Origin of the sequence: Stenotrophomonas maltophilia (assembly GCF_023518235.1) — a bacterium.
Classification (GTDB): Bacteria; Pseudomonadota; Gammaproteobacteria; order Xanthomonadales; family Xanthomonadaceae; genus Stenotrophomonas.
This window is the reverse complement of sequence record NZ_CP090423.1, coordinates 2,234,928-2,258,162: the sequence shown is the minus strand read 5'-3', so window position 1 is coordinate 2,258,162 and position 23,235 is coordinate 2,234,928. Positions and strand designations below refer to the sequence as shown.

22 protein-coding genes are annotated in these 23,235 nt (G+C 67.4%); 11 read left to right on the top strand and 11 right to left on the bottom strand.

Annotated features, from left to right (window positions below):
- Positions 1-45: 45 nt before the first annotated feature.
- Positions 46-1,521 (bottom strand): Fe-S cluster assembly protein SufB, encoded by a 1,476-nt coding sequence (sufB, locus tag LZ605_RS10590; RefSeq protein ID WP_249844782.1) that lies wholly within the window; start codon positions 1,519-1,521, stop codon positions 46-48.
- 18 nt (positions 1,522-1,539) lie between these two features.
- Positions 1,540-1,995, bottom strand: coding sequence for an SUF system Fe-S cluster assembly regulator (locus tag LZ605_RS10585; RefSeq protein ID WP_107230113.1), 456 nt, complete (start codon positions 1,993-1,995; stop codon positions 1,540-1,542).
- A gap of 210 nt (positions 1,996-2,205) precedes the next feature.
- On the opposite strand from LZ605_RS10585, the gene LZ605_RS10580 reads away from it, so the two are divergent.
- Both LZ605_RS10580 and LZ605_RS10575 read left to right on the top strand, forming a co-directional pair.
- Entirely contained in the window at positions 2,206-2,673 is a 468-nt protein-coding gene (locus LZ605_RS10580) for an SET domain-containing protein (RefSeq protein WP_108748844.1), read from the top strand.
- 163 nt (positions 2,674-2,836) lie between these two features.
- A complete protein-coding gene (locus tag LZ605_RS10575) occupies positions 2,837-3,379 on the top strand; it encodes a type 1 glutamine amidotransferase domain-containing protein (RefSeq protein WP_249844781.1) in 543 nt (180 codons plus the stop codon).
- A gap of 37 nt (positions 3,380-3,416) precedes the next feature.
- Here the strand turns inward: LZ605_RS10575 and LZ605_RS10570 are convergent, their stop codons facing one another.
- The 4 genes from LZ605_RS10570 to LZ605_RS10555 all read right to left on the bottom strand — a co-directional run bounded on the left by LZ605_RS10570 (position 3,417) and on the right by LZ605_RS10555 (position 5,681).
- Positions 3,417-4,013: a DUF1439 domain-containing protein gene (locus LZ605_RS10570; RefSeq protein WP_249844780.1), complete on the bottom strand. Its 597-nt coding sequence runs from the start codon at positions 4,011-4,013 to the stop codon at positions 3,417-3,419.
- Between the two features lie 79 nt (positions 4,014-4,092).
- Positions 4,093-4,629: a hypothetical protein gene (locus tag LZ605_RS10565; RefSeq protein ID WP_249844779.1), complete on the bottom strand. Its 537-nt coding sequence runs from the start codon at positions 4,627-4,629 to the stop codon at positions 4,093-4,095.
- A gap of 56 nt (positions 4,630-4,685) precedes the next feature.
- Positions 4,686-4,994: a DUF3861 family protein gene (locus LZ605_RS10560; protein ID WP_249844778.1), complete on the bottom strand. Its 309-nt coding sequence runs from the start codon at positions 4,992-4,994 to the stop codon at positions 4,686-4,688.
- A gap of 288 nt (positions 4,995-5,282) precedes the next feature.
- Positions 5,283-5,681 (bottom strand): HU family DNA-binding protein, encoded by a 399-nt coding sequence (locus LZ605_RS10555; RefSeq protein WP_053516661.1) that lies wholly within the window; start codon positions 5,679-5,681, stop codon positions 5,283-5,285.
- 373 nt (positions 5,682-6,054) lie between these two features.
- Between LZ605_RS10555 and LZ605_RS10550 the strand changes: the two genes are divergently transcribed.
- Complete coding sequence (locus tag LZ605_RS10550; protein ID WP_107230118.1) at positions 6,055-6,486, top strand: OsmC family protein; 432 nt, start codon at positions 6,055-6,057, stop codon at positions 6,484-6,486.
- A gap of 80 nt (positions 6,487-6,566) precedes the next feature.
- Here LZ605_RS10550 and LZ605_RS10545 read toward each other — a convergent pair whose 3' ends face one another.
- Together LZ605_RS10545 and LZ605_RS10540 are read right to left on the bottom strand one after the other, a co-directional pair.
- Positions 6,567-7,445: a PhzF family phenazine biosynthesis protein gene (locus tag LZ605_RS10545; RefSeq protein WP_249844777.1), complete on the bottom strand. Its 879-nt coding sequence runs from the start codon at positions 7,443-7,445 to the stop codon at positions 6,567-6,569.
- A 97-nt stretch (positions 7,446-7,542) separates the two neighbouring features.
- Positions 7,543-8,415, bottom strand: a complete 873-nt coding sequence (locus tag LZ605_RS10540; RefSeq protein ID WP_249844776.1) for a PhzF family phenazine biosynthesis protein — start codon at positions 8,413-8,415, stop codon at positions 7,543-7,545.
- A gap of 75 nt (positions 8,416-8,490) precedes the next feature.
- On the opposite strand from LZ605_RS10540, the gene LZ605_RS10535 reads away from it, so the two are divergent.
- The 4 genes from LZ605_RS10535 (at position 8,491) to LZ605_RS10520 (ending at position 14,546) form a co-directional block, all read left to right on the top strand.
- Positions 8,491-11,085 carry a bifunctional aspartate kinase/diaminopimelate decarboxylase gene (locus LZ605_RS10535; RefSeq protein WP_249844775.1) on the top strand — a complete coding sequence of 865 codons (2,595 nt, stop codon included), beginning with the start codon at positions 8,491-8,493 and terminating at the stop codon, positions 11,083-11,085.
- An 86-nt stretch (positions 11,086-11,171) separates the two neighbouring features.
- Positions 11,172-12,524 (top strand): UDP-N-acetyl-alpha-D-muramoyl-L-alanyl-L-glutamate epimerase, encoded by a 1,353-nt coding sequence (gene murL / locus LZ605_RS10530; protein ID WP_249844774.1) that lies wholly within the window; start codon positions 11,172-11,174, stop codon positions 12,522-12,524.
- A complete protein-coding gene (gene murD, locus LZ605_RS10525; protein WP_249844773.1) occupies positions 12,505-13,914 on the top strand; it encodes a UDP-N-acetylmuramoyl-L-alanine--D-glutamate ligase in 1,410 nt (469 codons plus the stop codon). The genes murL and murD overlap by 20 nt, the downstream gene beginning before the upstream one ends.
- Before the next feature lie 98 nt (positions 13,915-14,012).
- Positions 14,013-14,546 carry a hypothetical protein gene (locus tag LZ605_RS10520; protein ID WP_249844772.1) on the top strand — a complete coding sequence of 178 codons (534 nt, stop codon included), beginning with the start codon at positions 14,013-14,015 and terminating at the stop codon, positions 14,544-14,546.
- Between the two features lie 65 nt (positions 14,547-14,611).
- Here the strand turns inward: LZ605_RS10520 and LZ605_RS10515 are convergent, their stop codons facing one another.
- Positions 14,612-15,196 (bottom strand): SMI1/KNR4 family protein, encoded by a 585-nt coding sequence (locus LZ605_RS10515; protein ID WP_249844771.1) that lies wholly within the window; start codon positions 15,194-15,196, stop codon positions 14,612-14,614.
- Between the two features lie 131 nt (positions 15,197-15,327).
- On the opposite strand from LZ605_RS10515, the gene LZ605_RS10510 reads away from it, so the two are divergent.
- The gene (locus LZ605_RS10510; protein ID WP_249844770.1) at positions 15,328-16,119 is read left to right on the top strand and encodes a dienelactone hydrolase family protein; all 792 of its coding nucleotides are present in this window, start codon (positions 15,328-15,330) and stop codon (positions 16,117-16,119) included.
- A 204-nt stretch (positions 16,120-16,323) separates the two neighbouring features.
- On the opposite strand, the gene LZ605_RS10505 is transcribed toward LZ605_RS10510, so the two are convergent.
- Complete coding sequence (locus LZ605_RS10505; protein WP_249844769.1) at positions 16,324-17,322, bottom strand: polyprenyl synthetase family protein; 999 nt, start codon at positions 17,320-17,322, stop codon at positions 16,324-16,326.
- A gap of 214 nt (positions 17,323-17,536) precedes the next feature.
- Between LZ605_RS10505 and LZ605_RS10500 the strand changes: the two genes are divergently transcribed.
- The 3 genes from LZ605_RS10500 to LZ605_RS10490 all read left to right on the top strand — a co-directional run bounded on the left by LZ605_RS10500 (position 17,537) and on the right by LZ605_RS10490 (position 20,273).
- Positions 17,537-19,150: an alpha-glucosidase gene (locus LZ605_RS10500; RefSeq protein WP_249844768.1), complete on the top strand. Its 1,614-nt coding sequence runs from the start codon at positions 17,537-17,539 to the stop codon at positions 19,148-19,150.
- Positions 19,151-19,304: 154 nt separating this feature from the next.
- Complete coding sequence (locus LZ605_RS10495; protein WP_249844767.1) at positions 19,305-20,108, top strand: hypothetical protein; 804 nt, start codon at positions 19,305-19,307, stop codon at positions 20,106-20,108.
- Between the two features lie 18 nt (positions 20,109-20,126).
- Complete coding sequence (locus tag LZ605_RS10490; protein ID WP_249844766.1) at positions 20,127-20,273, top strand: hypothetical protein; 147 nt, start codon at positions 20,127-20,129, stop codon at positions 20,271-20,273.
- Positions 20,274-20,431: 158 nt separating this feature from the next.
- On the opposite strand, the gene LZ605_RS10485 is transcribed toward LZ605_RS10490, so the two are convergent.
- Positions 20,432-23,188 (bottom strand): TonB-dependent receptor, encoded by a 2,757-nt coding sequence (locus LZ605_RS10485; RefSeq protein ID WP_249844765.1) that lies wholly within the window; start codon positions 23,186-23,188, stop codon positions 20,432-20,434.
- Positions 23,189-23,235: the final 47 nt, after the last annotated feature.

Sequence of the window (23,235 nt, the reverse complement as noted above, 5' to 3'; positions counted from 1 at the left end):
CGCCGGTAAAGAGAATGCGTTTGCGAGGGGGCAGGGGGCGGGCGATCAGCCCACCGAACCTTCCAGCGAGACTTCCAGCAGCTTCTTGGCTTCCACCGCGAATTCCATCGGCAGTTCGCGGAACACCTGCTTGCAGAAGCCGTCGACGATCATCGACACCGCGTCTTCCTGGCTGATGCCACGGGCGCGGCAGTAGAACAGCTGGTCGTCGGAAATCTTGGAGGTGGTGGCCTCGTGCTCGACGGTGGCGCCGGGGTTCTTCACCTCGATGTAGGGGAAGGTGTGGGCACCGCACTGCTTGCCGATCAGCAGCGAATCGCACTGGGTGTAGTTGCGCGCGCCATCGGCATTGCGGTCCACCTTGACCAGGCCACGGTAGGTGTTCTGGCCGCGGCCGGCGCTGATGCCCTTGCTGACGATCTTGCTCTTGGTGCGCTTGCCGACGTGGATCATCTTGGTGCCGGTGTCGGCCTGCTGGCGGTGGTGGGTCAGTGCCACCGAGTGGAATTCGCCCACCGAATCGTCGCCCAGCAGCACACAGGACGGGTACTTCCAGGTGATCGCCGAGCCGGTCTCGACCTGGGTCCAGGTGACCTTGCTGCGCGCGCCGCGGCATTCGGCACGCTTGGTGACGAAGTTGTAGATGCCGCCCACGCCGTTCTCGTCGCCCGGGTACCAGTTCTGCACGGTGGAGTACTTGATCTCCGCATCTTCCAGCGCGACCAGTTCCACCACCGCCGCATGCAGCTGGTTCTCATCGCGCATCGGCGCGGTGCAGCCTTCCAGGTAGGACACGTAGGCCTTGTCCTCGCACACGATCAGGGTGCGCTCGAACTGGCCGGTGTGGCCGGCGTTGATGCGGAAATAGGTGCTCAGTTCCATCGGGCAACGCACGCCCTTGGGAATGAACACGAAGCTGCCATCGGAGAACACCGCCGAGTTGAGCGCGGCGAAGTAGTTGTCGCCGACCGGCACCACGGTGCCCAGGTACTGGCGCACCAGTTCGGGGTGCTCCTTGATGGCCTCGGACATCGAGCAGAAGATCACGCCCTTCTCGGCCAGCTCCTTGCGGAAGGTGGTGCCGACGGAGACCGAGTCGAACACCGCATCCACCGCCACCCCGGCCAGCTTGGCGCGCTCATGCAGCGGCACGCCCAGCTTGTCGTAGGTGTCGAGCAGTTCCTTGGGCACGTCGTCCAGCGAGGCGTACTTCGGGCCCTTCGGCGCGGAGTAGTAGCTGAGCGCCTGCAGGTCGATCGGCGCGATCTCCAGCTTGGCCCAGTCCGGCATCGGCATGGTCAGGAAGTGGCGGTAGGCGTCCAGGCGCCACTGCGTCATCCACTCCGGCTCTTCCTTCTTGGCCGACAGGGCACGGATGGTGTCCTCGTCCAGGCCGGCCGGAAGCGAGTCCGATTCGATCTCGGTGATGAAGCCGGCCGAATACTTGCGGCCGAGCTGCTCGTGGATCTCGCGGTTGGGGGCGTCGTCGTGGGCGACGTTTTCGATGGTTTCGGTGGCCATGGGGGGGCTGCCTACGGATCAGGAGACGACGTCGACAGCGATGGTGCGGCGCTGTTCGTCATCGACAAGGGGAAGGGGGGGCAGAATCTGGGCCAGGCTGACATCGCGCAGGGCCTCGGATACCACGTCGTTGATCAGCCGCCAGCTGCTGCGCGCGCCGCACTTGGGCGCCATGCCGCACTGGTGGTGGTCGTGGCTGCATTCGGTCAGGGCCAGCGGCCCTTCCATCGCCTCGACCACTTCAAACAGCGAGATCTCCAGGGCCGGGCGGGTCAGGCGGTAGCCGCCACGCACACCCCGCAGGCCCTCGACCAGGCCGGCCTGGGCCAGCGGCTTGAGCACCTTGCTGACGGTGGGCGGTTCCAGACCGGTGAATTCGGCCAGTTCAGTGGCACTGAGCACCTCGCCCGGTCGGGCGGCGAGCACGGTCAGCACGACGGTGGCGTAATCGGTGAGCTTGGTGACGCGCAACATGGGGATGCGAGTGGTTCTTAAAGCGGACTGAAATTGTACGCTTTTCTTCGCCGCCATCCAACCCGGGTATTCAGCCGGCGCTGGGGCCTGGCCGGGAGTACACGCCGGGGCCGTTGCCGGGGGCGCAATGCTGCGCTACCGGGGTGATTTTCGCAATCACCCGGAATGGGCGAGAATCCCCCTTCCTTTCGCTGCAAACAGCCCGTGCCGATGCCGAAGAAGATCCAAGCCCGCAAGTCCGCCATCCATGGCAACGGCGTGTTCGCCGTGGCCCCGATCAAGCAGGGCGAGCGCGTGATCCAGTACAAGGGCCTGCTGCGCAGCCACGGCGACGTCGATGCCGATGACAGCGGCGATGTTGAAAGCGGTCATACCTTCCTGTTCACCCTCAATGACGACTGGGTGATCGATGCCAACTACAAGGGCAATGATGCGCGCTGGATCAACCACAGCTGCGACCCGAACTGCGAGGCGGTGATCGAGGAGGACGAGGATGGTGACAGCCGCGGTGACAAGGTGTTCATTGAGGCGCTGCGCGATATCAAGGCCGGCGAAGAGCTGACCTACAACTACGGCATCGTGCTGGCCGAGCGCCACACCGCGAAGCTGAAGAAGATCTGGGAGTGCCGTTGCGGCTCGCCCAAGTGCACCGGCACCATGCTGCAGCCCAAGCGCTGAGACCCCTGGTAGTGCCGGCCGCTGGCCGGCATGGGGCACACGTGATGCCGGCCAGCGGCCGGCACTACCCGTCGGCATCTGCACCTGCCGTGCACGGTCGGGTCACCCGCGTTCAATGGCGGATCGGCCACTCTGCGCACTCCCCCCGAACTGGAGTGCACCCATGGCAGAGCGGCTCAAGGGCAGGAACATCGCCATCCTCGCCACCCACGGTTTTGAACAGTCCGAACTGACCGAGCCCAAGCGCCTGCTGGAAGCGGAAGGGGCGCGGGTGAGCGTGGTGTCGCCGGCCAAGGAGGCCACCATCAAGGGCTGGAAGGACAAGAACTGGGGCGATGTGGTGGCCGTGGATATCCCACTGGACGAGGCCGATCCGGCGCGCTTCGATGCGCTGGTACTGCCTGGCGGCGTAATCAATCCCGATACGCTGCGCACTCACGAAACCGCGCTGGCCTTCATCCGCGCGCTGGATGAGGCCGGCAAGCCTGTGGCGGCGATCTGCCATGGCCCCTGGCTGCTGATCAACAGTGGGCTGGCCAAGGGCCGCGAACTGACGTCCTGGCCGTCGCTGCAGCAGGATCTGGCCAACGCTGGTGCGAGCTGGCGCGATGCCGAAGTGGTGGTGGATGGCAATCTCATCACCAGCCGCAAGCCGGACGACATTCCCGCCTTCAGCGAGGCGGTGGTGAGCGCATTGGCTGCATGATGGTGGGCGGCGGTGCCGGCCAGCGGCCGGCGCTACCTCATTTGCCGAGGATGCCGGCCGGGACCAGGTTGCCCAGGTTCTGGTTGAAGGTCACCACCAGCTTGCCGTTCTTGACCTGCGCCGACTGCACCTGCAGGGCGCCCAGCACCCCGGCCACGGCCGGGTCCAGCTTGTAGATCGGTTCGCGCTGGGCGTAGTCGCTCAGCCATGCGTTGAGCAGGCCGCGGGTGCGCGAGTCGAGGCGGCCGCCCTGGTTGGCCGGGGTGAAGTCATCCACGCTCGGCTGCTGCAGGTGGAAGCCCTGGGTCTGCGCGTCGTAGCGCAGGCCGCTGCTGAGCTTGACCGTGCCGAGCTTGGCCGGATTGCCGCCGGCGGTGGCCAGCGCCACGTCCATGCCCAGGTTCAAGCGTTCGCCGGCCGGCAGGCTCAGCTGCGGGTGGCTCATGGTCAGCGCGATCAGCCCCCCCAACGCGTCCTGGGTGCGCGGGAAGCTGCCGTCGAGGTACTGCTGCACATCGCTGGCGCCGACCGACAGTTCGCGGCCGGAAATCGAGGGCGCCGCCTGCGCGCCGATCGCCGCGGCGATCAGTACGGTGGACGCGGCGAGGCGGGTCATCAGGGAACGCAGGCGCATGGTGGTGACCGATGGCGGAATGGATGATGGACAGAGTAGTCCTGCTGGCTGAATCGTGCGTGCATGCCGTTGCAACGGTTCAGTCCAGCGATGGCCGCAGTTGCGCCGACTGGATCTGCCAGGCGCGCCCATCGGCGCTGGGCTGCACGCGGTACCAGCCGCCGAAGCGGAAGGTGCCGTTGGCGGTGAGTGCGCGCACCTGCACTGGAACTTCCAGCAGCCGCGATGGCTGCTGGCCGTCGCGGGCGATCGGCAGTTCGGTGCTCAGGCGCATGCTGCGCACGCCCTCCAGCTGGCGCAGCGCGGCATCGTCGGCACGGGCGTCGTCGCTGGGAGGGAACGTCCACGCGGCGTCGGCGGTGGCACGGTCGCGGTTGAGCAGCGCCATCACGTAGCGGTCCAGCAGCGCGGCCGGTGCCTCGGCATCCGCATCGACGGCGGCGAACAACGGCGCGACGGCCGGCGTCTGCAGCGCAGGCGGATCGGCTTCTGCGGGCGCGATGGCGCTGCCCGCGTCGGTGGCGGTGGCAGGTTTGCCCGCGGGATCCTGTGTGGTGGCGGGCCGGGAACAGCCCAGCAGCAACAGGGGTACGACCAGCAGCAGTTGACGGTACATGCCTGCCTCCTCCCCGAGGCAACCTGGAGGGCGGCAGTGTATCGATTCCCTGGCCGTCAGCGGGAGGAGGGCAGTTGCTCCAGCGCGTCCAGCGCGGCCAGCGTCTGCGCGGCAACGGCGGCCAGTGCGTGGCCTTCGCTGCCGGCATGGCGCTGCACGATGTCGCGCAGCAGCTGTGCTGCGATCACCAGGGTGGCGCGTTCGTCGCCGCCCAGCCCGGCCGCGCGCGGCGCGGCTTCCAGCAGGCGCATCAGGTCGCGGCTGGCGCGATGCTCCAGTTCGATGGTGCAGCGCCCGGTGCACTGCACGCCGTCTTTTTCGATGGGCGTCACCGAGATGCGGTAGCGGGTGGAGGGGCTGGCCATGGGGGATGCTCGCCGTAGCTGTGGAGGATGTGCCCACCATAGGCAAGCGCGCAGCCGGCGGCGACGACCGGCGCTGCACGCAGTGTTCCACCCGGTACGTTCCGCAGCTGCGGCAGGTGGGGCGCGGCCAGCAGTGGCGGGCCTGAGCAGGGGATGGCGCAGGCCGGGAAACGCTGTGTTGCGGCCGATGGAGCCACGCGCGGCGGGGTTCTGCGCAGCCGGGGCGCGGGCAAAAAAAAACGGGACGGCCAAGGCCGTCCCGTCGCGAACCAGCAGAAGGGTACGCGCTTACAGCGCGGCGTCCTTCAGCTTCTTCAGCGGGCGCACCTTCAGCTTGGTGGTGGCCGGCTTGGCGGCGAACCACTGCTCTTCCTTGGTGAACGGGTTGATGCCCTTGCGCTTCGGCTTGGCCGGCACATTGACGGTGGTGATCTTCAGCAGGCCCGGCAGGGTGAAGGAGCCAGCGCCCTTCTTGTGCACCGAGGAGGCGACTGCGCCTTCCAGCGAGGCCAGCACCGCGCGGACGTCCTTGGCGACAACGCCGGACGCTTCAGCGATGTGTGCAACCAGGCCCGACTTGGTCAGCACTTCCTTGATCGGCTTCGGAGCGGCCGGCTTGGCGGCTGCCTTCGTCGCGACTTTCTTCACTGCCTTCTTCGGGGCAGCCTTCTTAGCGGTCTTTGCCATGGTTTCCTGTTCCGTGAACGGTTGGTTGTTTGGTCGGCGCCGAACCCCGTCGGCAAGCGCAATGTAGGGCAACTCTCGGGCGCCGCCAATAGCCCGAAGTGCGGAAAGTGCATGTTTTTTCATATCCAGGCCGATTCAGTACATGGCCGGTGGTGGGGAATGGGGGCGCCCGGGTACGCCCGGCGGCTGCAGCCCGGAGCCGGGTGAAGTGCGCGAAACCACTGAAAACAAGGGGGAAATACGTGGCGGCCTGGTGAGCAGACGTCCATCCGCAGCGCGCGCGCCGGACGCCCTGACTGCGGCGGAGCGACGCAGGGCTAACGCGCCGCGTGCGAGGGTGAGTGTTCATTACCACCACGCAGGAGCCGCACGAATGGGAATCTCACGACACGCCACCGCGCACTGGGAAGGCGATCTGAAGTCGGGAAAGGGCCAGTTGAGCACGCCGCAGAGTGGCCTGCTGGACAAGACCCGCTACGGCTTCAACAGTCGTTTCGGTGAGGAAAAGGGCACCAATCCCGAAGAGCTGATCGCCGCCGCGCACGCCGGCTGCTTCACCATGGCGCTGTCGGCCAAGCTCGGCGAAGCCGGGTTCACCCCGACCTCGCTGGATACCGAGGCCAAGGTCGATCTGTCGCTGGAAGGGGGGCCGCAACTGTCGCAGATCCGGCTGAAGGTGAAAGCGGTGGTGCCGGGCATCGACGCGGCCGCGTTCCGTGCCATCGCCGATGACGCCAAGCAGAACTGCCCGGTGTCCAAGGCACTGAGCGCGGTGCCGATCAGCCTGGAGGCTGAGCTGGGTTGATAGACGGTAGCGCCGGGCCATGCCCGGCGAACGCAGCGGGAAGACGCCGGGCATGGCCCGGCGCTACCGCATACGGGCGATCACCAATCAAGGGTGCCGGTAATCACCGTCTGCACCTGGCCACCGGACCAGACCTCACCGTCCTCATCCACCAGAAGGGTCAGTCGCGCATCGTGGCCGACCTCGCGGCCCTGGCTGACTTCGAACGGCACGCGGCCGCGCGGCAAGGCATCGCGCAGATCCAGCCACGCGGCCAGCACGGCGTTGGCAGCGCCTGAGGCGGCGTCCTCGAAGCGGCGTCCGTTGCCGACGAAGGCGCGTACCGCCAGATCGAAGCCTTCTCGGCCATCGCAGAAGGCATAGGCGAACACGCCCATGCTGTCGGTTGATTCGGCCAGCGAGGCCACCGCGTCCCAGTCCGGGCGCAGCGCGCGCAATGCCGCTTCATCGGCCACCTGCACCACCCACCAGCTGCGGCCGCCCTGCATGCGTGCCGGTGGCAGTGGGCCCAGCGGCCAGCCCTTCAACGCCGCCTGCAGGCGCGGATCGCTGGCCTCGGCGGTCTCGGCCAACTGCGCGCGCGGGGTGCGGATGGCGATGCGCTGCTGGGCGCCTTCGCCACTGACGCGCAGCGGCAGCGCGCCGGCGATGCCGTCCTGCACCAGCACACCGTCCACCGGCATCGCCAGGCCCGCCTTAAGCACCGCATGCGCGGTGCCGACGCTGGGATGGCCGGCAAACGGCACTTCCTTCTGCGGGCTGAACATGCGCAGCCGGTAGCTGGCGCCGGGCGCCTGCGGCGGGAACACGAAGGTGGTCTCGGGCAGCCGCGTCCAGCGGGCGATGGCCTGCATCGCCGCATCGTCCAGGCCTTCGGCATCCAGCACCACGGCCAGCGGATTGCCGGCGCCGGCGCGCGGGGAGAACACATCGAGCTGCAGGAAACGGCGTGCGGACATCAGGGATAGCTCCAGCGAAATGGGGAAATGGTAGCGCGGGGCCATGCCCCGCGAGCGCGCAGCGCGGCGCGGTGATGCCGCCGGTCATGGCCCGGCGCTACCAGTGGATGTGGCCTTCGATGACCGGCTGCACCTGGCCGCCGATCCACACGCTGCCCTGCGCATCCACCTGCACCTGCACGCGGCCATCGCGGCCGACTTCGCGGCCCTGGCTGGCCACGTAGCGGCCCTCCTGGCCGGGCAGGGCATGGCGCTGCCGCAGCCAGGCGCCGATCAGCGCATTGGCGCTGCCGGTCACCGGGTCCTCAGGTACGTTCACCGCGTCGCCCGGGCAGAACGCGCGCACCACGCGGGAGTGGCCGCTGCCGGCTTCGTCGGCGAACACAGCTACGCCGGTGGCATCGGTGGCGAGGCTCCAGTCGCGCAGGGCGGCCATGTCCGGCACCAGGTCGCGCACGGCGGCGGCGTCGCGCAGCGGCAGCAGCCACCAGCGTGCGCCGTTGTCCCACAGTTCGGGCGGCTGCCCACCGGCGGCCAGTGCCAGCAGTGCTTCCGGTGCCGAATCCGCGGGCGTCGCCAGCTGCCGCGCCTGTGGGCTGGCCAGCTGGATCTCCGGTGCCTCGACCGGGCCGCTGACCCGCACGGGCAGCAATCCCGCCGCGCACTGCTGCAGCAGGGCGCCGTCGCGTGGTTGCGCCAAGCCGCAGCTCACTGCTGCCCAGGCCGCGCCGACGCTGGGGTGGCCGGCGAACGCCAGCTCGCGGGTCGGGGTGAAGATGCGGATGTGGTAGTCGGCGCCGGGTGCGCTGGGGCGCAGGAAGAACACCGTCTCGGACAGGTTCAGCCAGGCGGCCAGGGCCTGCATCTGGTAGCTGGAGAGCGTGTCGGCGTCCAGGAGGGCGCCCAGCGGATTGCCGGTGCCGGGGCGGGGGGCGAAGACATCGAGCTGCAGGTAACGAAGGACGGCCATCTACGGGGATATTGCGCTTAGAATCAAAGGTTCCGCCCCTGAGGGCGGCTTCCCCACATTCTACATAGCCAATCCATGTCAGCTTCCCCCCTTGTCGATCGTTGGATCGTACTGAAGTTCGGCGGCACTTCGGTGTCGCGTCGTCACCGCTGGGACACGATCGGGAAGCTGGCAAAAAAACGCGCGGAAGAGACCGGCTCGCGCGTGCTGGTGGTGGTTTCGGCGCTGTCCGGGGTCACCAACGAACTGACCGCGATCGCCGACGGTGCGCCGGACAGCCGTGATCGCGTGGCGGCGCTGGTCGAACGCCATGAAGGCTTCCTGGACGAACTGGGCCTGGGCCGCGAGGTGCTGGCCGAGCGCCTGGCCGTGCTGCAGGGCCTGCTGGACGACGCACGCGCGGCCGGCCGTCCGCTGGACTGGCAGGCCGAAGTGCTGGGCCAGGGCGAGCTGTTGTCCTCCACGCTGGGCGCGGCCTATCTGCGCGCCTCGGGCCTGGACATGGGCTGGATGGATGCCCGCCAGTGGCTGGACGCGATGCCGCCGCAACCGAACCAGAGCGACTGGTCGCAGCGCCTGTCGGTGAACTGCCAGTGGCGTGCCGATGCGGAGTGGATGCAGCGCTTCCGCGCACAGCCGAGCCGCCTGCTGATCACCCAGGGCTTCATTTCCCGCCACGCCGATGGCGGTACGGCCATTCTTGGCAGGGGTGGCTCGGATACCTCGGCGGCGTATTTCGGTGCACTGCTCGGCGCCAGCCGCGTGGAAATCTGGACCGATGTGCCGGGCATGTTCAGCGCCAACCCGAAGGACGTGCCCGACGCGCGCCTGCTGACCCGCCTGGACTATTACGAAGCGCAGGAAATCGCCACCACCGGTGCCAAGGTGCTGCACCCGCGCTCGATCAAGCCGTGCCGCGACGCCGGTGTGCCGATGGCCATCCTCGATACCGAACGCCCGGAACTGCCGGGCACCAGCATCGATGGCAACGCCGCGCCGGTGCCGGGCGTGAAGGCGATCAGCCGCCGCAACGGCATCGTGCTGGTGTCGATGGAAGGCATCGGCATGTGGCAGCAGGTCGGCTTCCTGGCCGATGTGTTCGGCCTGTTCAAGAAGCACGGCCTGTCGGTGGACCTGATCGGTTCGGCCGAGACCAACGTCACCGTGTCGCTGGACCCGTCGGAGAACCTGGTCAACACCGATGTACTGGCCGCGCTGTCGGCCGACCTGTCGCAGATCTGCAAGGTCAAGGTGATCGTGCCGTGCGCGGCGATCACGCTGGTGGGCCTGGGCATGCGTTCGCTGCTGCACAAGCTGTCGGACGTGTGGGCCACCTTCGGCCGCGAGCGCGTGCACATGATCTCGCAGTCGTCCAATGACCTGAACCTGACCTTCGTCATCGACGAGGCCGATGCCGATGGCCTGCTGCCGATCCTGCATGCCGAGCTGATCGACAGCGGCGCGATGCCGGTGGAAGAGACCGAAGTGTTCGGCCCCCGCTGGCGCGAGATCGCCGGCAGCGTGCGCCCGCGTGGCACGCCGTGGTGGCGTGGCCAGCGCGCGCACCTGCTACAGCTGGCCGATGCCGGCACGCCGCGCTATGTCTATCACCTGCCGACGGTGCGCGCCCGCGCCCGTGCGCTGGCGGCGATCAAGCCGATCGACCAGCGCTACTACGCGATCAAGGCCAACAGCCACCCGGCCATCCTGCAGCTGCTGGAGGCCGAAGGCTTCGGCCTGGAGTGCGTGTCGCACGGCGAGCTGAAGCACGTGTTCCAGCATCTGCCGGAACTGTCGCCCAAGCGCGTGCTGTTCACCCCCAGTTTCTGCCCGCGCAGCGAGTACGAAGCGGCGTTCGCGCTCGGCGTCACCGTCACCATCGACAATGTGGAAGCGTTGCAGCGTTGGCCGGACCTGTTCCGCAACCGCGAACTGTGGCTGCGCGTCGACCTGGGCCGTGGCGAAGGCCACCATGCCAAGGTGCGCACCGGCGGCAAGGAGTCCAAGTTCGGCCTGCCGATCGCCCGCGTGGACGAGTTCGTGCGCGCGGCCACCGAGCTGGGCACCCGCGTGGTGGGCCTGCATGCGCACCTGGGCAGCGGCGTGGAGACCGCGCAGCACTGGCGCCTGATGTGCGATGAGCTGGCCGGTTTTGCGCGCCGCATCGGCAGCGTGCAGACCATCGACATCGGCGGCGGCCTGCCGATTCCGTATTCCGCCGAGGATGAGCCGTTCGACCTTGAGGCCTGGGCCGAAGGCCTGGCCGAGGTCAAGGCGCTGCACCCGGCGTTCCGCCTGGCGATCGAACCGGGCCGCTACCTTGTGGCCGAATCGGGTGTGCTGCTGACCCACGCCACCCAGGTGGTGGAGAAGGACGGCGTGCGCCGCGTCGGCCTCGACGCTGGCATGAACGCGCTGATGCGTCCGGCCCTCTACGACGCCTGGCATGACATCGAGAACCTCAGCCGCCAGGGCGGTTACGCCGAAGCGGCGTTCGATGTGGTGGGCCCGATCTGCGAATCCAGCGATGTGTTCGGCAAGCGCCGCAAGCTGCCGGTGTCCACCGCGCCGGACGATGTGATGCTGATCGCCGATGCCGGCGCCTACGGTTACGTGATGGCCAACACCTACAACCAGCGGCTGTTGCCGCGCGAGGACGTGATCGAGTGATCCGCTCGCGCGCCCTGCACCTGCCCACCGACACGCCCCGCGCCAGCGCGCGGGCCGTGCCTGACCGCGCTTGAACTGGATCCACCATGACTGCTTTCGACAAACACCAGGTTTCCCGCTTCCGCTTCGTCCGCTGCGAATTTGCCGCGGATACCGGCGTGGCCCGACTGGTCTACGCCTTCGATGACGGCCCGGAGATGGTGGAGACCATCACCGTGCCCGGCGCACCGTTCGTGCTGGACGATGCGCGCGCCGCTGCCGTGCAGCGCGCGCTGCAGCTGCTGCACCTGATTGCCGGTGTCAGCTACTACAAGGCGGGCGTGCCGGAGACGGTCAGCATTGACAGCTATGCCATCGATGCCGATACCGCCGCCCTGGTGGAAACGATCTACCTCAATGGTCTGGGCGAATTCGCCTACCGCAACGGCCTGAACCTGCGCGGGCGTTTCCGCCTGCCGGTGCAGGGCCAAACGGTGCAGGCGCCGGTGCTGGGCCTGCAGCCGCACGCGCTGGTGGCCATCGGCGGCGGCAAGGATTCGCTGGTCAGCATCGAAGCGCTGCGCCGTGCCGGCGTGGACGAAACGGTGACCTGGATCGGCGGCTCGCAGCTGATCCGCGCCTGCGCCGAACGCACGGGCCTGCCGACCCTGAACCTGGGCCGCGCACTGGCCCCGGAACTGTTCGAGCTCAACCGCCAGGGCGCGTGGAACGGCCACATCCCGGTCACTGCGGTGAACTCGGCGATCATGGTGCTGGCCGCGCTGCTGCAGGGCGTGGACCAGGTGGTGTTTTCCAACGAGCGTTCGGCCAGCTATGGCAGTCAGATTCCGGGCACCGGTGAAGTGAACCACCAGTGGTCCAAGGGCTGGGCCTTCGAGCAGGCCTTCGGCAACTACGTGCAGCAGCAGGTGGCCGCCGATCTGCACTACTACTCGCTGCTGCGCCCGATGTCCGAGCTGGCGGTGGCCCGCCAGTTCGCCAAGACCGATTTCTACGACGCGCATTTCTCCAGCTGCAACCGCAATTTCCACATCCTGGGCGAGCGCCCGGTGAACCGCTGGTGCGGCGTGTGCCCGAAGTGCCATTTCGTGTTCCTGGCGCTGGCCCCGTTCATGCCCAAGACCCGTCTGGTGCGCATCTTCGGCCGCAACCTGCTGGACGATGCCGAGCAGGCCGGTGGCTTCGATGCGCTGCTGGAATTCCAGGACCACAAGCCGTTCGAGTGCGTCGGCGAAGGCCGCGAGTCGCGTGCGGCGATGGCGACCCTGGCGCAGCGCCCGGAATGGAAGGAAGACGTGCTGGTGAAGCGCTTCTGCAACGAGATCCAGCCGCAGCTGGAGGCGGCCGAACTGGAACTGGCACCGCTGCTGCAGCTGCAGGGCGAGCACCGCATTCCGGCTGCGCTGTGGGAACAGGTGCGTGAAGATTTCGCAGCTTGAAGGAAAGCGCGTAGCGCTGTGGGGCTGGGGACGCGAGGGCCGTGCGGCATTTGCCGTGCTGCGCGCTCGCCTGCCTGCGCTGGCCCTGAGCCTGTTCTGCCCGGCCGCCGAGGCCGAGGCGGCGCGTGCGGAAACGCAGGGGGTGCTGGACGTCCGCGGTGAACCTTCGGCCGAGGCGCTGGCGGCGTTCGATGTGGTGATCAAATCACCCGGCATCAGCCCCTATCAGCCGATCGCGCTGGCGGCGGCGGAGCAGGGCACCACCTTCATCGGCGGCACCGCACTGTGGTTCGCTGAACATGCCGGCGCTGATGGCATCGTGCACGACACCGTGTGCGTGACCGGCACCAAGGGCAAGAGCACCACCACCGCACTGGTCGCGCATCTGCTGCGCGCCGCCGGCCATCGCACCGGCCTGGTCGGCAACATCGGCCTGCCGCTGCTGGAAGTGCTGGATCCGCAGCCGGCGCCCGAGTACTGGGCGGTGGAGCTGTCCAGCTACCAGACCGGCGAAGTGGCGCGCAGTGGCGCCCATCCGCAAGTGGCGGTGGTGCTGAACCTGTTCCCGGAACACCTGGACTGGCACGGCAGCGAGCAGCGTTACATCGAGGACAAGCTGCGGCTGGTGACCGAATCGGCACCGCGCATTGCCGTGCTCAACGCGGCTGATCCGCATCTGGCCGTACTGTCGCTGCCCGACAGCAAGGTGGTCTGGTTCAACCAGCCGCAGGGTTGGCACATGCGCGGTGACATCGTGCACCGCGGCGAGCAGGCGGTGTTCGATACCCGCAACACGCCGCTGCCCGGCCGCCACAACCGCGGCAACCTGTGCGCGGTGCTGGCCGCGCTGGAAGCGTTGGGGCTGGATTCGGTGGCGCTGGCGCCAGCGGTGCAGGACTTCCGCCCGTTGCCCAACCGCCTGCAGCGCATCGGCGTGGCCGAGGGCCTGACCTACATCAACGATTCGATCAGCACCACGCCGCATGCCAGCCTGGCGGCGCTGGAGTGCTTCGCTGGCCAGCGCATCGCGCTGCTGGTGGGGGGGCACGACCGTGGCCTGGACTGGACCGATTTCATGCAGCACATGGCGCACGACGTGCCGCCGGTGGAGATCGTGACCATGGGCAGCAACGGCCCGCGCATCCACGCCATGCTGCAGCCGCTGGCCGATGCCGGCCGCTTCGGCCTGCACGCGGCGGGAGATCTGCCGCACGCCATGACGCTGGCGCGCACCGCGCTGGGTGCGCAGGGTGGGGTGGTGCTGCTGTCGCCGGGTGCGCCGAGCTTCGGCGCTTATCGCGATTACGTGGCGCGTGGCCGCCATTTCGCCGAACTGGCCGGGTTCGACCCGGACAGCATCAGCGCGATTCCGGGCCTGGGCATCGCCTGAGGGGTCGGCTGAGGGGGGCAGATCCCTTTCCGCAGGAAAGGGCTCTGACCCCGCCATGGAATTACCATGGGCCTCCCCGGACGGATCCGGACACCCGCATGTGCACCTTCATCACCCTGTTCCTGCCGACGTCGTTTCCACTTGATGAGGCCGCCGCGATCATGCAGCGCAGCGGCCGACGTCTGTTCGCCCAGGCATCGCCCAGCCTGCAGGCGGCGGCCGGACCCGGATGGCAGCCGTGGCTGAGTGCCACGCACTGCGATTGCGGGACGGCGCTGGCATCGGCAGGTGCGCCGCCGGAATGGAAGAGCGATGCCGAACGCTGGCGGAAGAAGGGCTGGAGCGAGGCGAAGATCGCCCGCGCGCAGGCAGAGCAGACGGCGCGGCATGAACAGGATCAGCAGATGGTTCGCGAGCAGGCGCTGGATGATGCCGGCCAATGGCTGCAGCGCATTGATGCGTTGCTGGGCGCGGGTGCGGCGCGCATCGGACTGCTGGTGCGGGACTACGACGGTTCGGTGGGTGCCCGGCAGGCCAAGCCGCCGGAGCGTCGCTGGTCGCGCGCGCGCCTGGCGGCGGCCGATCTGCTGGCGTTCGAGCCGGCCACGTTGCAGTGGATCGAGCGCGGGTAAGGCAGCGGGGTCGGATCCCCTTCCGCAGGAAAGGGCTCTGACCCCCATCCACGCATGGCGTGGATCTACTCGATGAAGCTGTAATCTCGGTCGATCAGGTCCTGCAGGTACGCATCGAAGCTCGGTGCGATCACCGCATAGCTGTCCGGATCGTGCAGGTAGCGCACCACCTGGCCGACGGTGCCGCCCGGCGCCGGATCGAAATCCAGGTACAGCATCGAGGTGCCGCCGTTGTTCATGCAGTGCGAGAAGCACAGGCGGCGGTTCATCGGCAGGTCGGCATCGATACCGTCGCCGAGGATCTCAGGTTCGTCATCCAACCATTCCTCGTAGATCGAGCGGATGCTGTCGTCCCACTGCTGCTGGTCCTCGAAGATCTGCGCCACCGAGCGCAGGTAGTACGGGTAGCCGCCGTCCTCCACGTCCGAGCCCAGCATCAGCACGCAGACCTCGCCACCGGGATACTCGCGGAAGTGCGTGCCATCGACCCGTGACAGCAGCGCCAGCAGGCTGCCCGGCACCTGCGGCCACTGCACGCGCAGGCGCTGCAGGTCCTCGCTGCTGGCGCCCTGCACATGGGCCCACTGCGGCGCGTCATCGGCGGGCAGGCGTGGGATCAATCCCGCCAGAAAGCGATCGACAAGGTTCATGCCAAAAAGGGGACGGAGGGGATCAAGTCGTATCCCACCACACCTGCGTCACGCCGCCAAGGCAGAATGCGACGCGAGAGGGGCGAATACGGCTTGATCCCCTCCGTCCCCTTTTTCTGCGGAGCAGGCGCATGAAACGTTGGCGATGCGGTGTGGCGATGGTGCTGGGGCTGGCGGCGATGCCGGCGTGGGCGGCGATGAAGACCCAGCCGGTGGAGTGGAAACACCAGGGCACGACCTTCAGCGGCGTGCTGGTCTACGACGATGGCGAGCGTGACAAGCGCCCGGGCCTGGTGATGGTGCCGAACTGGAAGGGCGTGAACGAATCGGCCATCGAAAAGGCCAAGCAGCTGGCCGGCGACGATTACGTGGTGCTGGTGGCCGATGTCTACGGCAAGGGTGTGCGGCCGAAGACCGATGCCGAGGCCGGGCCGGTGGCCAGCAAGCTGCGCAATGACCGGCCGCTGCTGCGTGCGCGTGCGCTGGAGGCAGTGAACGTGCTCAAGGCGCAGGCCGGCAAGGTGCCGCTGGATGCCAGCCGGATCGGCGCGGTCGGGTTCTGCTTCGGCGGCACCACGGTGCTGGAACTGGCCCGTGCCGGTGCGCCATTGGCCGCTGTGGTCAGCCTGCATGGCGGATTGGGATCGCCGTTGCCGGCACAGGCCGGTGGCACGCACCCGTCGGTGCTGGTGCTCAACGGCGCCGACGACAAGAGCGTGACCGCAGAGGACATCGCTGGTTTCCAGAAGGAAATGGACGCGGCCAAGGTCGACTGGGAGTTCACCAACTACAGCGGCGCGGTGCACTGCTTCGCCGAGCGCGATGCCAACAGCCCGCCGGGCTGCCAGTACAACGAGCGGGCGGCCAAGCGCGCCTGGAAGGCGCTGGATGAGTTCTTCGAGGAGCGCTTCGAGAAACATTGATCCGCGCAACGGTAGTGCCGGCCGCTGGCCGGCAACCTCATGATGCTGCGGACGTCATCGGAAATGCCGGCCAGCGGCCGGCACTACCGGATGCGGTCAATGCGAGCGGTCGGCACCTGCCGATGTTTTAGTGCCGACCAACGGTCGGCACCCACGGGAATGCCGGTTTGGTGGGTGCCGACCGTTGGCCGGCACGCCTCCCCATCAATGCGAGCGCTGCACCGCGTAGCGGGCCAGGCCGCGCAGGGCGGCCACGGCATCGTTGTCGCCCAGCCCATCAAGCGCACGCTCGGCGGCCTCAGCGTATTCCTCGGCACGCGCGCGGCTGTACTCCAGGCCGCCGGTGGCGCGGATCGCGGCCAGCACTTCCGGCATCGCCGAGGCATCGCCGTCCTGCACGATGGTACGCAGGCGCTCGCGGGTGGCGTCGTCGGAATGGGCCATGGCGTGGATCAGCGGCAGCGTCGCCTTGCCTTCGGCCAGATCGTCGCCCAGGTTCTTGCCCAGCTCGTCGGCGTTGGCCGAGTAGTCCAGCACGTCGTCGGCGATCTGGAACGCGTAGCCCAGGTGCATGCCGTAGTCGAACAGGGCCTGCTGGGTGGCCTCGTCCACGCCGCTGGCCAGCGCGCCCAGACGGGTGCCGGCGGCAAACAGTACCGCGGTCTTGCGCTCGATCACGCGCAGGTAGGCCGCTTCGTCGGTATCGGGGTTATGCACGTGCAGCAGCTGCAGCACCTCACCCTCGGCGATGCGGTTGGTGGCATCGGCCAGGATCTGCATCACCGACATGCGCTCCAGCTCGACCATCAGCTGGAAGCTGCGCGAGTACAGGAAGTCGCCGACCAGCACGCTGGGCGCATTGCCCCATAGTGCATTGGCGGTGCTGCGGCCACGGCGCAGGCTGGATTCGTCCACCACGTCGTCGTGCAGCAGGGTGGAGGTGTGGATGAACTCGATGATCGCGGCCAGCTGATGGTGGTCCGCGCCGACGTTGCCGACCGCGCGGCCGGCCAGCATCACCAGCATCGGGCGCAGGCGTTTGCCACCGGCGGAAATGATGTGATCGGCGATCTGGTTGATCAGCACGACGTCCGAGGACAGCCGGCGCCGGATCAGGGCGTCGACGGCAGCCATGTCGGCTGCGGCAAGCGACTGGATCTGGGGCAGGCCCAGGGCGGGGCGGGTGTCTTCGGTGATGGTCATGCGATCAGGCTTTCAGGCTCACCGCTGATTATAGGCGTTGGCCGTGAATTCGGGCGCAAAGCGTGCCGGCCCGGTCGGTCGGCCCGGGGCGGGCGGCCGCCTGCGTGAATACGTATGCAGGCTGCGCCATGCCCGCAAGGCCACCGCTAAGCTTGCCGGAACAGGATTTCGGCCCGCTTCCGGCGGGCCCTGCATGCCCGGAGGGGGGCTGTCGATGTCGCACTATCCATGGTGGCGCGGAGCCGTCATCTACCAGATCTACCCGCGCAGCTTCCTCGACGCCAACGGCGACGGGGTCGGTGACCTGCCGGGCATCATCGAGCGCCTGGACTACATCGCCGCGCTGGGCGTGGACGCGATCTGGATTTCGCCGTTCTTCAAGTCGCCCATGGCCGACTTCGGCTACGACATCGCCGACTACCGCGACGTCGACCCGTTGTTCGGCACCCTTGATGACTTCGATCGCCTGCTGGCCAAGGCCCACGGGCTGGGCCTGAAGGTGATGATCGACCAGGTGCTGAGCCATACCTCGATCGAGCATGCCTGGTTCCGCGAGAGCCGCCAGGACCGCCACAATCCGAAGGCGGACTGGTACGTGTGGGCCGACCCGCGCGAGGACGGCACCCCGCCCAACAACTGGCTGTCGCTGTTCGGCGGCTGCGCCTGGCAGTGGGAGCCGCGCCGTGAGCAGTACTACCTGCACAATTTCCTGGTCGACCAGCCGGACCTGAACTTCCATCACCCGGCGGTGCAGCAGGCGACCCTGGACAACGTGCGCTTCTGGCTGGACCGCGGCGTGGATGGCTTCCGCCTGGATGCAATCAACTTCTGCTTCCACGATGCGCAGCTGCGCGACAATCCGCCCAAGCCGGCGGAGAAGCGGGTGGGGCGAGGCTTCAGCCCGGACAACCCGTACGCCTATCAGTACCACTACTACAACAACACCCAGCCGGAGAACCTGCCGTTCCTGGAGCGCCTGCGCGCGCTGCTGGACCAGTACCCGGGCGCGGTCAGCCTGGGCGAGATCTCCTCGGAGGACTCGCTGGCCACCACCGCCGAGTACACCCGTGATGGCCGCCTGCACATGGGCTACAGCTTCGAACTGCTGGTGGACGACTACAGCGCGGCCTACATCCGCGACACGGTCTCGCGCCTGGAAGCGGCGATGACCGAAGGCTGGCCGTGCTGGGCGGTGTCCAACCACGACGTGGAGCGAGCGGTGAGCCGCTGGGGCGGCCATCCGGCCGATCCGCGCCTGGCGCGGATGCTGGTGGCGCTGCTGTGCTCGCTGCGCGGGTCGGTCTGCCTGTACCAGGGCGAAGAACTGGGCCTGGCCGAGGCCGAGGTGCCGTTCGAGGCGCTGCAGGACCCCTATGGCATCACGTTCTGGCCGAATTTCAAGGGCCGCGACGGCTGCCGTACCCCGCTGCCGTGGACCGAGGCGCCGCTGGCCGGCTTCACATCGGGCCAGCCGTGGCTGCCGATCCCGGCCGAGCACCGGGCGACGGCGGTGTCCGTGCAGGAAGCGGCCCCAGCGTCGGTGCTGTCCGCCTTCCGGGCGTTCCTGGCCTGGCGGGCCACCCAGCCGGCGCTCCAGCACGGCAGCATCCGATTCGTCGAAAGCGCCGAGCCAGTGCTGCTGTTCGAGCGTATGCTTGCAGATGAAACCCTCCTGCTGGCCTTCAACCTGTCGGCCGAGGCGGTGAGCCATCTGCTGCCGCCGGGCAACTGGCAGCAGGTGGCGGTACCGGGTCCGGATGCGGGCACGGTGCAGGGCAATGAACTCCAGCTGCCGCCGCGCGCGGTGATTTGCGCACGACGCAGCTGACCGTTTTCTCCGGTGGCGGTACTTGCGGGGACGGGGCCGAAGCGCCCCGTCCCTTTTTTGTGGGTGGGCGTTGGCGATCACTTTCCAACAATTGGAATGGCGACGGCCGGGAGGCGGTTCGACACTGGCTGTCCCCCTCTCTTACGTAAATCCCATGCGTTCCTTATCTACGCTTCTGCGTTTGTTGGCGCTTGCGGCAGCGCTGTCCGTTGCCCAGCCCGTCTGCGCCAACCCCGTCGTGATCGTCGGTCCTTCACTGGAGGATGCGTTCGAGGATTCGGATGTGGTGCTTCGCCTGAAGCGGTTGCTGGGGCCAGAGTACCTGGCATTCCGTCGCAACTTCGATGAGTCGGCGGTGCCGGTGCCGCTGAAGGATGGGGGGCTGCTGCTCGATGGGTGGAGGCTGGGGTTTCCATCACATCACGCAGCCGCCGTGGTGGTCTATCCCGATGGCGCGCTGCACGCGGCCTACTACAACGCTGAAGATCGAGCGGTGCGGTACTTTTCCACATCAGGTGGACGGCAGCACCGCGCACTGTTGATCTGGGCGAAGCGATTTGACCTGCCTTCGGATCATTCGCCCTCCCCGCACCGTTCTGTGGAAGGAAATCCCAGAGCATCTGCGCTGGCAGTGCCGACTGTGGAGGAGCAGGCGGCCATGCGATCGGTGGCCACCGCGATCTGGTCCGCCGAGCTGGCTTCGGGTTGGAACATGAACACCGAAGTGGGCCGCGTTCTCGGCGAGGCCACCAAGCAGATCATGGACTGCTCTGCAGCATTCGGCCTCGGGCCGAAGCCGGTGGGCTGGGTGCCTGGCTGGGCGTATGTTGCAAACACGTCAGTCCAGATCGTCGCTTACGTCACAGGTGCATCGGGGCATCGGGTCTATCGAACCTGTGTCATTGCCACCGCCAGTTGCCAGCGCTCATTCATCGAGTTTGCCTCGGGCGAGTTCTGAGCAGCGAGCGGGTCCACCATGTGGGAACTGCTGGGCCAGATCCTTTCCGTTGTCCTCAGCAATGCGGGCCAGGCGCTTGGCCGGTTCAGTGGACGTATCCTGCTGACGCTGATGCTGGTCATTGCGATCGGCTGCGCACTTCTGGTTTCCTGTCGAGCAGGCTGACGCTGTTTCGCATGGCCTGCGGCTGAGCCGGAGAAAAAATGAAAACCCGCTGCCTGCGCAGCGGGTTTCCGGTCCTGCTCCCTGTGGTGTCGCCAGGCGTGGCCTGGCGCTACCGACGGGATGGTTGCCGGCGCGAGGCCGGCACTACCGGGTCGTGGTCAGAACTTGTAGTTCACGCCCAGCATGTAGGTGCGGCCCCACTCGATGTACTCCAGCGGGCGGTCCTTGCTGCCGGCATAGGTGCGGTACGGTTCGTTGGTCAGGTTGCTGCCCTGCAGCAGCACGGTCAGGCCTCGCAGGGCGCTGCTGTCGCTGAAGGTGTAGCTGACCTGGGCATCGGTCACGTTCTCGCCCACCACGTAGCGCAGGCTGCGGTTGCCGTTGAAGTTGCCGATCTCACCGATGAAGTCCGAACGACGGCGCTGGCTGACGCGTGCCTCGAAGCCGTTGCGCTCGTAGTACGCGGTGAAGTTGTACACGCGCTTGGACAGGCCGGGCAGGCTGATCGGATCGGTGCCCACGCTGGATGCGCTTTCCGGATCCAGGATGGTGATGTCGCTCTTGTTGAAGGTGGCGCTGGCCTGCACGCCGAACCCGCGCAGGCTGTCGGTCAGCATCTCCAGCGGGAACGAGCCGGTCAGCTCCAGGCCCTTCAGCGTGCCGCCCTTGCCGTTCTGCGGCGCGGAGAAGGTGCCGGTAGTCAGTACCGGCGAGGTCATGCCCGGCGGCGGCACGTAGCTGCCCAGCAGCGCGGTGAAGTCGTAGTTGTCCACCGACTGGGTGTAGACGTAGCTCTTCAGGTCCTTGTAGAAGATCGCAGCGGCGACGTAGGCCTTCTCGCCGAAGTACTTCTCATAGGACAGGTCCAGCGCAGTGGCACGCCACGGGTCCAGCAACGGGTTGCCGCCACTGCCGCCGGGGCGGCCGGTGCCCGTATCCACGCCGAACTCCAGGCCGGCGCGCATCTGGTCCACGCGCGGGCGCGCGACCTGCTTGGCCGCGGCGAAGCGCAGCGTCTGCTGGTGCGGGAACATGAAGGCCAGGTTCAGGCTCGGCAGCCAGTCGTTGTACGTGCGGCCGTCGGAATAGGGCTGGATGTTGTTGCCAGCCGTTTGCGAGCTGTCCCAGTAGCGCGAATCCGAGCTCTGGTCGGTGTGCTGCATCTGCACGCCGATGTTGCCGCGCACCCCGACCACGCCGATGTCGGTGTTGATGTTCAGGCGCGCCCAGGCGGTGGTGATCTTCTCCTGCACCGTCCACGACTTGGGAATCAGGTAGTCCAGGTTGTCGACCGGATTGAAGGTCATGTAGCGAGCGACCGCGGCCGGTACATCCCACGCCGGAATGGTGCCCAGGCCGGCAAAACCGAGATTGACCGGGCGGTACTGCAGGTCGGCGGCGATGTTGGCATCGCCCTGCGCGCCGAGCAGGATGTTGCCCTCGGACTGGGTCTTGACCTTGCGTCGATCGGCATAGTTGACGCCGATGTCGATGTCCGGTGCCCACGAGGCGATCGCTTCGGGCAACGCAATCGTTGCGGCCAGCTTGCCACCCTTCAGGCGGTCTTCCACCTGCGGCACCTTGCCGTAGCCGGAGCCGTAGATGGTGTTGGTCAGGAACAGCGCGTCGGGGTTGGAGTAGTTCAGGCCCGGGCTGATCTGCGAGAAGCCGTTCTGGCGGATCGACACCCCGACCGTATCCAGCTGCGGCATCGGGGTCAGCTGCAGGTTGTTTTCCAGGTTCAGCTCATCGCGCGTGGCTTTGGAGTAGTTCAGGTCGGCGACCAGCTTGATGCCACTGAAGTTGAACTCGTTGTTCCAGCCGAACGCGTCGATCTTGTCCTTGCGCTTGTTGTACATGCCACGCACCAGCGGGTACACGCCGCTGGCGGTGCCGCCGGTGAACGAACCATTGGCGTTGACCTGCGGGTTGCTGACCAGCAGACCGGGTGTGTAGTTGCCGTTGTAGTTGCTGAGGTTCAGCTCGAACTGGTTGGCGGTGTCGATCTGCTCGGCTTCGGTGTGGAACGCATCGAAGGTGCTGGTCCAGCTGTTGTTCGGCCGGAACTGGATCGTGGCCATCACGCCGTCGCGCTTGTTGTTGCCGGTGCGGCGCAGCGCCTTGATGCCATCGGAGAAGTAGGTGCCTGCGCCCACACCCGGGCGGTCGCCCTTGTCGGTGTGCTCGGTGGTCCACGGCTCGTACAGGCCGACCTGGTTCTCCTGGATCGGCATGTCGCTGTGCGCGTAACCGATGGCGATGCCCAGGGTCTTGTCCAGGAACTGATCGATGTAGCTGGCACTGAAGCGGTTGCCGTAGGGATCGACGTTGGCGGCACGGCCGAGCGAGCTCTTCTGGTAGCGCCCACTGACCGCGATCACGCGCTCGCCGAAGCTGAGCGGACGTGCGGTCTGCATGTCGATGGTGCCCGACAGGCCCTGGCCCACCAGTGCGGCATCCGGGGTCTTGTACACGGTCACGCCGTTGACCAGCTCGGACGGGTACTGGTCGAACTCGACACCGCGGTTGTCACCGGTGCTGACCACTTCGCGGCCATTGAGCAGGGTGGTGGCGAAGTCCGGCGACAGGCCGCGCACGCTGATCACCTGCGCACGGCCGGCCACACGCTGTGCGGCCAGGCCGGGCAGGCGCGAGATCGATTCGGCGATGCTGACGTCGGGCAGCTTGCCGATGTCTTCGGCGGAAATCGCCTCGACCACCGAGGTGGCGTCCTGCTTGATGGCGATCGCGTTCTCGATGCCACGGCGGATGCCGGTGACCTGCACCGTATCCAGGTTGGTGGCGGCGGTGCCGGCCGGCGTGGTGGTGCTCTGCGTGGACTGTGCCGACGCCAGCGTCGGCGCCAGTACAACGGCCAGCGCCAGACTCAGCGCACTGCGCTTGTGGTTCAACATTTTCCCCTCCCAGGCAATGTTGCAGATCGATTCGTGAGCGTCCCGGA